The sequence below is a fragment of the Paenibacillus sp. FSL H8-0034 genome, assembly GCF_038000305.1.
In the GTDB taxonomy this organism is placed as follows: Bacteria; Bacillota; Bacilli; order Paenibacillales; family NBRC-103111; genus Paenibacillus_S.
This window is the reverse complement of the sequence record NZ_JBBOBS010000001.1, coordinates 6,721,644-6,736,073: the sequence shown is the minus strand read 5'-3', so window position 1 is coordinate 6,736,073 and position 14,430 is coordinate 6,721,644. Positions and strand designations below refer to the sequence as shown.

15 protein-coding genes are annotated in these 14,430 nt (G+C 45.6%); 14 read left to right on the top strand and 1 reads right to left on the bottom strand.

Features of this window, described 5'->3' with window-relative positions:
• Window positions 1-7: 7 nt before the first annotated feature.
• From NST47_RS30200 to NST47_RS30160, 9 genes are all read left to right on the top strand, one after another.
• Window positions 8-721 carry a FadR/GntR family transcriptional regulator gene (locus tag NST47_RS30200; RefSeq protein ID WP_341158441.1) on the top strand — a complete coding sequence of 238 codons (714 nt, stop codon included), beginning with the start codon at window positions 8-10 and terminating at the stop codon, window positions 719-721.
• A 967-nt stretch (window positions 722-1,688) separates the two neighbouring features.
• Entirely contained in the window at window positions 1,689-2,435 is a 747-nt protein-coding gene (locus tag NST47_RS30195) for a (Fe-S)-binding protein (protein ID WP_341159789.1), read from the top strand.
• Window positions 2,416-3,930, top strand: a complete 1,515-nt coding sequence (locus tag NST47_RS30190) for a LutB/LldF family L-lactate oxidation iron-sulfur protein (protein WP_341158440.1) — start codon at window positions 2,416-2,418, stop codon at window positions 3,928-3,930. Before NST47_RS30195 ends, NST47_RS30190 begins: the two co-directional genes overlap by 20 nt.
• Complete coding sequence (locus NST47_RS30185) at window positions 3,920-4,864, top strand: LutC/YkgG family protein (RefSeq protein WP_341158439.1); 945 nt, start codon at window positions 3,920-3,922, stop codon at window positions 4,862-4,864. The genes NST47_RS30190 and NST47_RS30185 overlap by 11 nt, the downstream gene beginning before the upstream one ends.
• Before the next feature lie 274 nt (window positions 4,865-5,138).
• The gene (locus NST47_RS30180) at window positions 5,139-5,861 is read left to right on the top strand and encodes a response regulator transcription factor (RefSeq protein ID WP_076233075.1); all 723 of its coding nucleotides are present in this window, start codon (window positions 5,139-5,141) and stop codon (window positions 5,859-5,861) included.
• A 21-nt stretch (window positions 5,862-5,882) separates the two neighbouring features.
• Window positions 5,883-6,431, top strand: a complete 549-nt coding sequence (locus NST47_RS30175) for a SiaB family protein kinase (protein ID WP_341158438.1) — start codon at window positions 5,883-5,885, stop codon at window positions 6,429-6,431.
• A gap of 15 nt (window positions 6,432-6,446) precedes the next feature.
• On the top strand, window positions 6,447-6,836 hold the full coding sequence (locus tag NST47_RS30170; RefSeq protein WP_341158437.1) for a DUF1987 domain-containing protein: 390 nt from the start codon (window positions 6,447-6,449) through the stop codon (window positions 6,834-6,836).
• Between the two features lie 8 nt (window positions 6,837-6,844).
• Window positions 6,845-7,843 carry a sensor histidine kinase gene (locus NST47_RS30165; RefSeq protein ID WP_341158436.1) on the top strand — a complete coding sequence of 333 codons (999 nt, stop codon included), beginning with the start codon at window positions 6,845-6,847 and terminating at the stop codon, window positions 7,841-7,843.
• Window positions 7,840-9,654, top strand: a complete 1,815-nt coding sequence (locus NST47_RS30160) for a SpoIIE family protein phosphatase (protein ID WP_341158435.1) — start codon at window positions 7,840-7,842, stop codon at window positions 9,652-9,654. Before NST47_RS30165 ends, NST47_RS30160 begins: the two co-directional genes overlap by 4 nt.
• A gap of 69 nt (window positions 9,655-9,723) precedes the next feature.
• On the opposite strand, the gene NST47_RS30155 is transcribed toward NST47_RS30160, so the two are convergent.
• Complete coding sequence (locus NST47_RS30155; protein WP_341158434.1) at window positions 9,724-10,299, bottom strand: TetR/AcrR family transcriptional regulator; 576 nt, start codon at window positions 10,297-10,299, stop codon at window positions 9,724-9,726.
• Window positions 10,300-10,481: 182 nt separating this feature from the next.
• On the opposite strand from NST47_RS30155, the gene NST47_RS30150 reads away from it, so the two are divergent.
• The 5 genes from NST47_RS30150 (at window position 10,482) to NST47_RS30130 (ending at window position 14,409) form a co-directional block, all read left to right on the top strand.
• Window positions 10,482-11,222 (top strand): SDR family oxidoreductase, encoded by a 741-nt coding sequence (locus tag NST47_RS30150; protein ID WP_341158433.1) that lies wholly within the window; start codon window positions 10,482-10,484, stop codon window positions 11,220-11,222.
• Between the two features lie 228 nt (window positions 11,223-11,450).
• Window positions 11,451-12,206, top strand: a complete 756-nt coding sequence (locus NST47_RS30145) for an IclR family transcriptional regulator (protein ID WP_341158432.1) — start codon at window positions 11,451-11,453, stop codon at window positions 12,204-12,206.
• A gap of 25 nt (window positions 12,207-12,231) precedes the next feature.
• On the top strand, window positions 12,232-13,005 hold the full coding sequence (locus tag NST47_RS30140) for an SDR family NAD(P)-dependent oxidoreductase (protein WP_076233083.1): 774 nt from the start codon (window positions 12,232-12,234) through the stop codon (window positions 13,003-13,005).
• A 48-nt stretch (window positions 13,006-13,053) separates the two neighbouring features.
• Window positions 13,054-13,974: a fumarylacetoacetate hydrolase family protein gene (locus tag NST47_RS30135; RefSeq protein ID WP_341158431.1), complete on the top strand. Its 921-nt coding sequence runs from the start codon at window positions 13,054-13,056 to the stop codon at window positions 13,972-13,974.
• Between the two features lie 114 nt (window positions 13,975-14,088).
• A complete protein-coding gene (locus NST47_RS30130) occupies window positions 14,089-14,409 on the top strand; it encodes a UxaA family hydrolase (protein ID WP_341158430.1) in 321 nt (106 codons plus the stop codon).
• Window positions 14,410-14,430: the final 21 nt, after the last annotated feature.

Genomic DNA, 14,430 nt, shown 5'->3' with positions numbered 1-14,430 from the left:
GTCGGGGTTGGACATTCAAAAAATATCTTCACGTAAAATATATGAAGTCATAGCGGACCAGATCAAGGAGCAAATTATTAGCGGTCAGTTGAAGCCGGGAGAGAAGCTCCCTTCTGCCAAGGAGTTGTCGGAAAGATTTCAGGTAGGCAGATCTACGCTCCGTGAAGCGTTAAGCGCATTAAAGGCTATGGGACTTGTTGAAATTCACCAAGGTGAAGGCAGCTACGTGCGAAGCATCGAATCGCAGGATGTAGATTTGCCTTTATTTGATGCGCTGCTGATGAATCGGGAGACGGTCATTGAGCTGATTGAAGCGCGCAAGGCGCTGGAAATTTCCAATGCCGCATTGGCCGCGGAGAAACGGAATGCAGAGGATATCGCCAAATTGGAAGAAATCATCCGTAATATGGAGAATTTCCTTGGTAATGAGCAGGAGGGAGAGCGTTCTGACCTGTTGTTTCATTTGACATTGGCGCAAGCGGCGCACAATTCCATCATGGCACGGATGATCGATTCGATATCTACACAAATGCAGACGGCCATCAGAGAAACGAGACGTCTGCAGATGTATGCCAACAAAACCGTATCGAAGCAGCTGTGGGAGGAGCATAAAGCGATATTTGAGGCGATTCGTGATCAGGAGCCTGCCGCTGCCCAGGAAGCGATGCGCAGGCATCTGTTCCATGTTGAACAGGTTTTACTAAAATTTTTAAAAAAATAAGAGCTTGTTTTGCCATATATGGAAGGCAATATTCATATACATAGGATCATAGAGCAATTAAATGAAATTGGCAGGTAATGGGGAGCTGAGTTAAAAATTCAGGCTTTTAGCCCATAAAACAGAATTATCTGAATATTTACAATAATCTAATAATATATTAATATGAACTTAACAAAAGAACAGCAGCACACACAGCAAACATCCCAGTTCACTACTGTAAGCCATCAAATTTCCATCTTTACATTCGTTTACAAGTTTCGGTACAGAGGTTAAAACCTCTAGTTACTGAAAGTAATCATACAAATGATGTTGTAATGAAACTGTATGGAGAGGGGATAGTCCAATGACGTAGGTTAGCGAAGCATGCTTAATCTGAAGCCATCCGAGCATGCGGGGACCCAGTGACATAACAAACTACTATCCAATGGTTAATCGAATGGTTACGAGCTTAATTAAAGCCATTAACAAGTTTCAGTTCAGGGTGCTTGAAGTTAACCTTGATGCTGAAAGTAAAATAAAAGCAAAGGATCTGAAGGGAAAGGGGATAGTCCAATGACGTAGGTAAGCGAAGCATGCTCATTTCCGAAGCATTCAGAGCATGTGGGGACCTCAACCTGAAACCGAATGACCGAATACAAGCATTAGCAACAAAAATTTAAAACCTTAATAAATTTGATCTGATGATGTTCATTCTGAAGATGTTCTGATGATGTAAGGTAAATGAATGGAGCTTAAGAAAAAAGTGAATAGTAATACCACATAAAGGTCCCTGTTTATTGGAAAATAGACAGGGGCGTTTATTATTTATGCATGGATAATCGATTACATAGAGAACACTGACTAGAACCCCGATGCTCAGCAGCGGTTTTTTGCTGTTTTTTAATAAAAAGACTTTCAAAAAACCAACATATCTGATAACCTGATAAGTATAAGATTGATGGTTAATTTAGAGAAGGTAGGTATCCAGATGCGAGTCTCCCTGTTTATTACTTGTTTGGCGGACCAGCTGTATCCCGAGGTTGGTGAAAGTGTCGTAAGGCTGTTAACCCGTTACGGGTGTGAGGTTGACTTTCCAGAGCAGCAAACCTGCTGTGGACAGCCGGCTTTTAACAGCGGCTATCAGGATGAGGCTAGAGAAGTTGCACGCGGGCTGATTCGCGCTTTTGAGCATAGTGATTATGTGGTATCGCCTTCCGGTTCCTGTACCGGTATGGTTCACCACTATTATCCGCAGCTGTTTGCCAATGAGCCTGAATGGCTGTTGAAGGCTGAGCAGCTGGTGGAAAAGACGTACGAATTTTCACAATTTTTGGTAGGAGTACTTGGTGTAACAGATCTAGGCGCGCAATTTGATAAGAAGGTCACTTACCATCCTTCCTGTCATGCAATGCGGTTGTTGGGCGTGAAGGAAGAGCCGGGTGCTTTATTGTCGAAGGTTAAGGGGCTTGAACTGATCGAGCTTCCGAAAAAGGAAGATTGCTGCGGCTTTGGCGGTACCTTTGCCGTCAAAATGGCCGATATGTCAGAGGCAATGGTATGCGAAAAGGCAGGAAATGTATGCTCGACCGGTGCAGAAGTGCTGGTAGGAACCGATATGGGCTGCCTGATGAATATCGGCGGGGCTTTGAATAAAGATAATAAGCCAATTCGGGTGATGCATTTGGCACAGCTGCTTGAGGAAGGAGTGAAGCGCAATGAGTCAGGTCGAAACTAGGCAGTTAATCGGTAGCGGTTTAAAGCAGCGTACTGAAGAAGCATTGGCTGACGATTTTTTGCGGAAGGCGGTTGCGTTCACAACGGATAAGCTGAAGACCGGGAAGCTGAAGGCGACAGATGATTTTGGCGATTGGGAGCAGTGGCGTGAGCGTGGACGATTGATTCGTACCCATGTTATTGATAATCTGGACTATTATTTGACCCAGTTCACGGATAATGTGTCCAAGGCGGGCGGGCATGTGTACTTTTGCCGTACTGCCGATGAGGCTGTAAAGACCTTTATGGAACTTGCCGAGAAGCGTAAAGCGAAGCTGGTTGCCAAAGGCAAATCGATGGTGTCCGAGGAAATTCATCTGAACCACCATTTGGAGGAGCATGGGATCGAAGCGATTGAGACGGATCTGGGTGAGTATATTTTGCAGCTTGCCAAGGAAACGCCATCACATCTGATTATTCCTGCGATTCACAAAAACAAGCAGCAGATTGCCGACCTGTTCAACGAGGAGTCCGGGGAAAGCTTTCCTCCGGAAACGAGGGTTCTGGCCGATTTTGCCAGACAAAAGCTGCGTAATTATTTTCTGGAGGCCGATATTGGCTTGACAGGCTGTAATTTCGGTGTGGCTGAATCCGGCTCGATCACGCTTGTATCCAATGAAGGAAATGGGCGAATGGTCAGCACGATACCGAAGTCGCATGTAGTGATTATGGGAATGGAGCGGCTGGTTCCGACCTTTGATGATCTGGAGGTTGTGCTGAATCTGCTGGCGAGAAGCGCTACGGGGCAGAAGCTGACAACCTATACCTCCATGATTACAGGGCCGCGGCGTGAAGGCGAGCTGGATGGACCTGAAGAGCTCCATCTGATTGTACTGGATAATGGACGCTCCGAGCAGCTTGGCGATCCGGTGTTCCAAGAGGTTCTGAACTGCATCCGCTGCGCAGCCTGTCTGAATGTATGTCCTGTGTACCGGCATGTTGGCGGTCATACCTATGGCAGCGTGTACAGTGGACCCATCGGAGCTGTATTGACTCCGCTGCTGCAGCAGGACATGAAGGAAGCCGGTGAGCTGGCCTATGCTTCAAGCTTATGCGGAGCTTGTTATGAGGCATGCCCAGTGAAAATTCCGCTGCATGATATGCTCGTACAGCTGCGTAATCGCAAGGTAAAGATGGGGCTGACCCCGTTTGCCGAGCGTACTGCCTTTAAGACATTCCAAACTGTGTTTGGTAACGTCAAGCTGTACAAGGTAGCGATGAATTCCGCTTACTATTTGCAGAAGCCTTTTATTAGCAAAGGCTTTATTAAGAAAGGTCCGGGACCGATGTCGGGCTGGACGCAGTCCCGCTTCTTTCCTATGAAGCCCAAGGAGTCGTTTCGGGATAAGTGGAATAAGCTGCAGCAGGAAATGAAGTCCTCTGCGGGAAGCGCTGCTGCTCCTATTGCGGCATCTACGGCAGACTCGAAGAACAGAGGTGAGCATCATGACCATTAAGCCCGGACAGATTCGTGGCCGCGATTCTTTTATCGCGAATATTTCTTCAAGATTGGGGCGCAAGTCGCCTGATGCCGTGGCACCGGAGCATCCTTACAGAGGAGCGCCTGCATTTTATAAAGAAATAGAACGGACAACCGAGGAGAAAATTCAGCTTTTTACTGATAACTGGACAGCGTTGACAGGCAAGGTGCTGGTCGTGGAAGCGGCGGAGGCAGAGGAGAAGCTTGGCGTATGGCTGCAGCAGATCGTGGAGGAGCTGCAGGTCAAACGGGCATCACGCTGGGAGCATGCAGGTTTGATCGGATTGAATGTGGACGGGGCTCTGTCAGCAGCGGGAGTCGAGGTAGTCCCCTGGATTCTCGACCCGAGCGCTGCTCAGGAAGGTGGTCCGGCAGGTACGGATATGTCGGGCTCAATTGGTACCGCCAGACCTGACTCGACAGTTGCTGCTGAACAAGCCGATGTTCACCCGATCGAGGCTGACTCTGTGGATCCGAGCAAGCTTGAAGCGACGGCGGATTCCGGTCCGATCGAGCTGTCCTCGGTACATACCGACAAGCAGGTGGCAGCTCCTTCAAACTGGCAGCAGCGCAGCCGGCTGCTTCAGCGGACAGAGCGGTGCGAGATGGGTATTATATGGCCCGATTATGCTGTAGCTAATACGAGCACGCTTGTACTGCAATGCTCCCCTGAGCATGGTCGTTCCGTAAGTCTGTTGACCGATATATTATTCGCTGTTTTTCGTGCCGATCAGCTTGTCACGCGAATGGGTGAAGCTTTTCAGCAAGTTACGAACGGCAAGCATGATGCGAGTCAGTATGCTTCCTCTCTAAATCTGATTACAGGTCCGAGCCGCAGCGCGGATATCGAGAATGATCTGACTATCGGTATCCATGGGCCTGGAAAGGTATATGCAGTTATTATCAAGTAAAACCAAGCAAACCATTATTGATCAAATAAATTGAATATAAGGGTGAGAAGTAGTGTCGGTTTTTGTCGAAATCGATGGTGCTTGTCGCTCTTTTTTTCGTGGAAATGCTTCACAGGTTATTCATATTCGCCAAATCTTTACATTTTTCTTAAAAAAGTAGTTCAAATGATATGCTCGTAGAAGTATAATAGAATTAATGATTTTTTTGCGAAAATCGTACATCTTGCAGGTGTATTAATAAATGACAAAATGTGTCTACATAAGGGGTGAAATCATGTCAGGTGAATTAATATTGCTAGTAGAGGATGATCGGGAAATCAGCAGCTTGATTGAGCTCTACCTTCGTAAGCAAGGATTCAACGTTGTTATAGCAGAGGCGGGGGAAGAAGCCCTCGATCAATTTGAGAACAGCACACCCGCATTGATTTTGCTGGATATTAATTTGGATGGTATGAATGGGCTTACCGTGTGCAAGGAAATCCGTGAGGTTTCCAACGTTCCAATCGTGTTTATTAGCTGTAATAAGGATTCGGATGACATTGTGGAGGGTCTGAAGCTGGGCGCTGATGACTATATTACAAAGCCATTCGATCCCGAGGTCATGGTTGCGAGAGTGCAGGCGAATCTCAGGAGAGCACCGATTTTTCGCAGGGGGGCCACTCCAGTTAAGAAGGACGAGCTGAGAACACTTTCTTTTGATGGTTTGACTGTAGATCTGGTTAATTTCCAGGTGCATGTTAACGGAATCCATGTTCCACTGTCTGCGAAGGAAGTGCAGCTGCTCATATTTTTGGCGCGGCAGCCGGATCAAGTATTTTCCTTGGATGAGCTTTATCAAAATATTTGGGGAGCAGACAGCATTTCTGATACCCGTACCGTGATGGTCCACATTAGCAGTCTTCGCAAGAAACTGGAAACACCTGTTGCTCAGTTCAAGTATATTCACAATATTCGGGGGATCGGTTATAAATTTAATTCATATCTGCCCAAATCTTAAAAATAGAGGTGTAGACAAACCATGAACCATAAATTATTGGAGCTGCAAACCTTATTGCGCGAGCATAGTCTATTAATCACCTTCTCCGGAAAATTTACTCAAAGTATTATAGAAGAGCTCGGTGAAGCGGTTAAGAAATATTTGGAGACCGAGAAGCGCCCACAAAATGCGATTTTCGACCTGTTCTCAATTTTTATCGAGCAGACGCAAAATATTAAAAATTATTGTTCCTTGATGCAGGATTCCGATTTTGGTGACCGAATTTCAGAATCTTGTATTGTTACCATAGGCAAAACGGAGACTGGCAATTATGTATGCTCCGGCAATCAGATTCAAAACCGTGATACAGCCAAGCTGATCAAGGCATTAGACGAGATTAACCTACTCGATAAGGAAGAATTGAAAAAGATGTACAAACTGAAACGCAAGCAGGATATTTCAGAGCTGGAAGGTGCGGGAGCCGGATTAGGTTTGATTGATATTGCCAGAAAGGTTAAGCAGCCATTGGAATATACGATCACGGAGCTGGATTCGCAATTTTCCTTTTTTACATTAAAAGCAACCGTATAGAAAGCAGGTGAATAGATGTTAGACGTATTGCGTATTGAAGCTACAAGAAGCACACCGGAGATTTTTTTCAATCCGACTAATCATAGGCTATCTGTTCGCGGACAATCTTATCCTGAAAATTCGTTTAAATTTTACGAACCTATTCTACAATGGGTTGAACAATATTTACATAATCTTGGTGGGGAGAAGGTTGAGATCGAATTCTGCCTGCCTTACATCAATACAAGCAGCTCGAAGTGTATCATGATGCTGTTGGAAAAATTCAATAAAGCTTTTCATGATGGCAAGGAGCTCAATCTGAACTGGTTTTGCAGTGAGGATAATGAAAGTGAAATCGAGTGTGCTGAAGAATTTAAGGAAGATCTGGAGCTGCCATTTCAAATCATTGCACAGAAAGAGGTTTGAAGCCGGCAATGGATCAAGAAAATCTGTTTGGAAATGAACGGAAAATATTGGAGGCATCCCGCAAAATTATGGAGGATGCTGCTCATGAGCATAACGAGCTGCTGCCTGAATTCTCCAAGCTGGTCATTGATTATGAGCGCCTCATCAAATTGACGACCAAAATATTCAAGATCAGCGACATCCAGGGCAAAAACATCAAACAGCACGAGGATGAAATGCGCCAAATGAATCATGATCTGCAGCATCTCGAAAAATCGCGTCGTAAGCTGATGAGTGATATTTCACATGAGCTTGGTACACCGATGACCTCTGTTCAGGGTTATGTCAAAGCGATGCTGGATGGCGTGATCGAACCGGGCGAACCGCATTTACGGATGATTTATAATAAGGTGCTGCTCGTAAATGACCTGGTAGATGACTTGTTTGAGCTGTCCAAGCTTGAAGCCAGCAAAGCTATTTTCCAATTTTCCGAATACCCGTTGGAGCAGGTGCTGGATTTGTTGCGGGGGAGATTTGAGCTTGAAGCGGCGGATCGTGGCTATCAGTTCAGTGTCGAGGATTTTCAAGAAAACATCCCGGAGGCTGGGTATGTTTCGATTTCGATAGATTTGAAACGGTTTGAGCAGGTTATGAATAACTTTGTGAATAATGCATTTCGCTATACGGCCCCCGGAGGTATGATTAAAATCCACGGAGAGGTTCATATTGAGAAGCAACGGATGTCAGCCAATGAACTTCCCTGTGAGGTTACCTTCAAGGTAAGTGATTCAGGAGAGGGTATTGATGAGGAAGCGCTGCCGCATGTTTTTGATCGGTTTTATCGGGCCATTAAAGCTAAATCTAGCACGACTCCGGGTACGGGGCTTGGGCTGGCTATTGCCAAGGAAATCGTGCAACAGCATAACGGGCAAATTGGCGTTAACAGTGTGAAAAATCACGGCTGCACGTTTTATTTTACTTTACCGGGAACGATTATTCTGGATCAGGCTTGGGAGACGGAATCATGAGCGCAAAAGATCACAATCTGATGAAAGTTATCATAATCGCAAGCATCATTATTGTGCTTTCTATTGTACTTGCTGGAACAAGCGTATATATCATTGCAGAAAAAGAAGTTGTCCATAAGCTGAAAAGCAAGGATTTGGTGCGGATTGCCGAGTCGGTCGCTTCGAAGGTCGATGGCCGTCTTCAACGGGCCAAAGAGTCATCGTTAATGTTGGCTAAGGACCCTGAGCTGATCAACTGGCTGGCTGATGGCGAGAAGGATGAGAAGCTGCGAGGCCATGTTATTGAAAAGCTTAATAACCTGGCAACCGGATTTGACTACAGCAACGGTTTTATAGCAAGCAAGGCGACCGGTAATTATTGGATTGAAAACGGACAGGCTAGCAAGGTATTATCAGAAGGCAATGCCGCTGACCAATGGTTTTATAAAACAGTCGCTTCCAAACAGCAGGTTACACTTAATTTGGATTATAACGAAGTGCGGCAGGATACTTTTGTATTCGTAAATGTGCTTGTTGGTAAGACAGAGGCACCCGTTGGAGTAGCAGGTATTGGATTAAGCCTGAAGGAGCTGGCAAACAATTTTGCCGAATACAAGTATGGAGCCAAAAGTAATTTGTGGTTGATCGATAACAGCGGCAAAATCTACTTGTCAGATGATATCAGCAAGGTGGGGGCCATGGTGTCCACGCTTGTTCCTGAACAGCTCGTTCAACAAATGCTTGGTCAATTCAATCAAACCGACTCCAAGGGTCAACAACCCGTAGTCCTGGATTATATGGACAGCGAAGGACAGAAGATGGATTTAATCAGCTTTCCGCTCAAATCGACAGATTGGAAGCTGCTGTTTCAAATGCGGCGAAGTGATTCGGTTTCGTTTCTCGATACGATTAAAATTAATACAGGCATTGCGTCACTGCTGTGCATTCTAGCTATGATCTTCATGTTTTATTTCGTTACACGCAACCTGGCCAACCCCTACAAGAGGGCTCTGGAGCTTAATCGCAAGCTCGAGCAGGCGGTTCAGGAGCGAACGAAGCAGATATCCGAGCAGAAGCAGAAGCTGACCGATAGCATAGATTATGCGAAGCGGATTCAGGACTCGATACTGCCTTCGCGCGAGGAAATCGAGGGTGTGCTGCAGGATCATTTTGTACTATGGGAGCCGCGTGACGTTGTAGGCGGCGATTTTTATTGGATGAAGCAGACCAATGATGGCTATTTATTAGCTATTGGTGATTGTACAGGCCATGGTGTACCGGGCGCATTGATGACCATGATCTCCATCTCCATCCTCAATCGTATTGCCGAGACGGCAGAAACTATGGACCCGGCATCCATTCTGCAATCAATGAACCGACTGATTAAAGAAACACTGCACCGCGAGCATGGAGACCTGATGTCGGATGACGGGTTGGATATCGGGCTTTGTTTCATCAGAGGGGATCAGCTTACATTTGCTGGCGCCAAAACCTCCTTGTATATGAAGAACGACCAGGAATTGACGGTGATCAAGGGTGATCGCAAAAGCATAGGTTCAGTCAGAACGAATAACCAATTCAACTTTACGAATGCCGAGCTTACCGTAAGTACGGGTGCTTCCTTTTATATGACTACAGATGGTTATCTGGATCAGAACGGCGGCGTCAAGAATGTATCGTTCGGCAAGCAAAAGCTGATTGAAATGATCGAGCAGTTCCATGGTAAACCATTGGGTGAGCAGGAAGCTTTGTTCCGCAGTCGACTGGTCGATTATATGGGCGATGAGCCGCAGCGGGACGATATTACGATATTAGGCTTCAAAATTTCCTGAAAAGAATAAGGCTTTCAATAAAAAACACATGCTCAGGCATGTGTTTTTTTGTTGATTTCTGATTAGGTGTCATCTCGGGTAAATATCATTTCTTTGAAACAATTTCCATAGCTGCTCTGCCATAAATTGAGGTGAACGTGGCATGTTATTGAGAATCCACCACTCCACGGTTCCAACGAAGGCTGAGGCCATAAATTGTGTAATTAATTCATTATCCATTTCCTGATTGATCTCCTGCATATTGATCTTCTCTGTTATGCTGGCTGCCACATTGTGCAGCATGCGTTCCCGAAATACGGAGGTTCTTTGATTAGTGAGCATGGAAGAAAAGAATAGAAAATTATCCTCGAAATAAGTAAATGCCGGCATTAAGGCACGGATCAGATCTATTTTTTCCAGATTGTAATCGATCGCTTTGCATGCTATGAACATTTGGCTTAGATGGTCTTCTATACATTTATTAAGCAGGTCGTATTTATCCGTGTAGTGAAGATAGATGGTCCCCCGGTTTACATTGGCCCGTTCAGCAATATCATTAATGGTGATTTGATCGAATTCTTTCTCGGAAAACAATCCCAAAAACGCCTTGTTGATGGATTCCTTTGTTCTCAGGATTCGTCTATCTATTTTCGTTGCGGTATCCATACTGAATTTGCCTCCTCACGTTAATGAACAATTCTAGTACTGTTGTTGTATATGAAACAAAATTGCAAGTATTAGCGATTGAATTAACTTATCTTCTCTATATAATAATAATCAACAGCTATTAAATAATCAACATTTGTTGATTAAAATTGGTTGCAAATTATGTTAAGGGGCGATAACAAATGGACAACCTGAAATCCAAGGTGATCATCATTACGGGAGCATCCAGCGGAATAGGAGAAGCTACAGCGAAGCTATTGGCCCAAAACGGCGCAAAGGTCGTATTAGCTGCTAGAAGAGAGGAACGCTTGCAAACGATTGTCAGCGAGCTAGAAAAAGAAGGCGGAGAGGCTGTATACCATATAACAAATGTGGCTTCAGCGGAAGACATGCAGAAGCTTGCACAATTTGCCTTACAGCAGTATGGACGTATCGATGTTCTAGTGAATAATGCCGGAATCATGCCTGTATCCCAGCTTAACGAACTCAGGGTCAACGAGTGGGACAACATGATTGATGTTAATATCAAGGGAGTTCTGTATGGCATTGCCGCAGTATTGCCAACTATGAGAGAACAGCAATCGGGACATATCATCAATATTTCCTCGGTTGCAGGTTATAGTGTAAGTCCAACCTCATCTGTATATAGCGCTACCAAATTTGCAGTTAGAGCGATAACGGAAGGTTTGCGCCAGGAAGAATCTCCGGCCTCTAATATTCGAACCACCATTATCTCACCGGGAATAACGGATACAGAGCTAACCCATTCGATTAACAATCCTGCCATCCAGGCTATGGCCAGCGAATTCATGAAAATGGCTATTTCTCCATACAGTATTGCCAGAGCGATTGCATACGTCATTAATGAACCTGAGGATACCGGAGTCAACGAGATCGTAATTAGACCGACCCTTCAACCTTAATCCAGTTACCGTGATAGATTTGATTTCTTGATAGATATTACTACATGGATCGTCCTTTACTTCGAGGGCGATCTTTTTCTTAATCCTATTCAGTGGGGAATGAAGAAAAATGTTTAGGCAGTAACCCGTTGACAGACGAATTGGCTGGTGTTAGGATTAAAATGTAGATTATACAAAACTAAGGTTTATTATACAAAACCACATTTGTTTTTCATCTTGGGAGGGAATATGGACAAAAAGTATTGGGTACCGGCTTTGGACAAAGCTAATGATATCCTGCTGGCCATTTCCGGGCAGCCCTCCAAGCTGAAGCTGATTGATCTCTCGAAGCAGCTTGGTATTAATAAAAGCTCGATGTTTTCGTTACTGAATACGATGGAGCAGTTGGAATGGGTTGTTCGGGATGCAGAGGGGACATATTCTTTGGGGTCCAAACTCGGGTTTATCGGAAACTCTTTTTTCAAGCAATTCAGTTTAATAGAACGGTTTCGCAAGGAAGCGTCTATCACGAAACACAAGATTCAGGAAACGATTCAACTAGCCAGACTGGAACAGCACGAGGTGCTGTATCTGGCCAAGGAGGAAATGCCATCTCCGGTCCGATTAGCTTCCGAGCCTGGTATGAAGCTGCCTGCTCATGTGACGGCACTTGGCAAAGCACTGCTGGCTGATCTGGAAACCTCGGTTATTGAAAGCCTGTTTCCGGATGAGGTACTTCAGCCCTGCCCAACACCGCATACGCTTAAGAATCGCAGTGACTTGATTTCACAGCTGGAGCTTTCCCGCGAGCATGGTGTTGCATTTGATCTACAGGAAGCTGTAATGGGTTTTTGCTGTGTGGCGGCACCGGTTAGAGATACGCAGGGTCAGGTCATAGCGGCGATCAGCTGCTCGATGTTTCAACATGAATGGGAGCAAAAGCGGGAGCTGGCGCAGCGTGAAATTTGTGCCTTGGCTGCAAGGCTTTCACATAGTTCTGTTTAATATCAATCGAAAGGAATGATAATGAGTGAGATTAGACAATAAAATCGTTTTGATTACGGGTGCTGGATCAGGTATCGGCAAAAGCTCGGCGTTGCTGTTCGCCAAAGAAGGCGCTACTGTCATTGTAAATGACCTGGTTGAAAAAGGCGGTCTTGAAACCGTGGAAGAAATTCATCAGGCTGGAGGCAAGGCGCTTTTTATCCAGGCAGACACTACAGTTCCAGAATCGGTTAAAGCGATGGTCGATCAGGCTATCGACACCTACGGTCGTATTGATGTCTTGTTTAATAATGCAGGGGTAAGCGGTATCGGAGCCATTCATGAGGTAGAACCGGAGGATTGGGATCGTGTTATCAGGATCAACATTCGCGGTGTGTTTTTGCCATGTAAATATGTGCTGCCGCATATGATGGATCGCCGTGAAGGCTCGATCATTAATATGTCCTCCTGCATAGCCGAAATCGGCTTGGGCCGTCGTGCTTCTTATTCAGCAACCAAAGGTGCTGTATTGTCCCTTACCAAATCGATGCAGGTTGACTATGCACCTTACCAAATTCGCGTTAATGCGCTGCTCCCGGGCACGATTCTCACACCTTTTGTGGAAAATTACCTGCGTACCTCCTACGATGATCCGGAGGAAGCGATCGATTCTCTCAAGAAACGCCAGCTTAGCGGTGACTTGGGCAGACCTGAGGATGTGGCCAAGGCGGCATTGTTCCTGGCTTCGGATGACTCCCGCTTTATGATGGGTTCTCCGCTGTATATTGATGGCGGCGTTGTTTTTGGTAAAAATGCTTAAGATTCAATACGGCTAAATCTAACTATATATGATGGAGGAATGAAACTTATGAAACTGCTTACTTTTATTGAAGAGGGTCAACAAAAGCTGGGTGTGAAGACCGAACAAGGGATTGTACATATTACGGCTGCCCTTGAGGAAATTCCGGCACTGGAAGGTCAAGTCGTCCCGCAAACGGTACATGAAGTCATTGATGGTGGTGCAGATGCTCTAGCAGCTCTTGCAGCCTATGTGGATCAAGTACTATCCGCTGCTGATCGCGGCCCAAGCGCTCATGTGCTGGTTGAGTCTGAGCTGACATTGGGACCGTGTGTGACCCATCCGAACAAAATCATCTGCGTAGGCTTGAACTATCGGAAGCATGCCGAAGAAACCAATGCGCCGATTCCGCAATATCCAATCCTTTTTAATAAATTCAATAATACGCTAACGGGTCATGGTGCTGATGTATCACTTGCAGAAAGAGTGACTAGCAAGGTGGACTATGAGTGTGAATTGGTTATTGTCATCGGAACCAAAGCCAAGTATGTAACCAAGGAAGATGCACTCAGCCATGTGTTCGGTTACTGTAACGTCAATGATCTGTCCGCTCGTGATTTGCAGCTGCGTACTCAGCAATGGCTGCTTGGCAAAAGCCTGGATGGTTTTAGCCCGCTTGGGCCTTACCTGGTGACAGCTGATGAGGTTGGCGATCCTAACAATCTGGGCATTCGCACGCTAGTTAACGGTGAGCAGCGCCAAAACTCGAATACGTCGGATATGATCTTCCATTGCGATGAAATCGTCAGCTATATTTCTCAGCATATGACGCTGGTACCGGGAGATATTATTCTAACTGGAACCCCTGAGGGTGTCGTATTGGGCTTGCCTGAGGACAAACAGGTTTATTTGAAAGACGGCGATGTGGTGACGATTGAAGTGGAAAAACTCGGTACATTAACGAACCGGATGGTAGCCGAACAACGGTAATGTCACAGTACGAATAGATGGGATGCTTACGTAGTCTGTTTTTTACGAAGACATTCCGGTTCATGCTTACGATCCCGGCTTCTTAAGGAAGCTATCAGGAGGTTATCAATTACAATGGCAGGACATCAAATTGAAGTAGGGGCAGACGCCCTGGTCATGGATGCAAGGGATCATGTTGCTACAGCAATCAAGGATTTGGAGCAGGGGAGCAAGGTTGCCTATCGTGTACAGGATGCGGTTCATGAGCTTGCGCTGGTGGATGCGATTCAATTCGGTCATAAGCTGGCGATTATGGATATTGCCGAAGGTACCGACATTCGTAAATACGGTGAAGTGATCGGCAGAACGACGACCGCTATTCGTGCGGGTGAGCACGTTCATGTCCATAATGTCGAAGGTATTCGTGGACGCGGCGATCAAGCGCCTAAGGCTTGAACATATAGCAGGTGAGCTCTG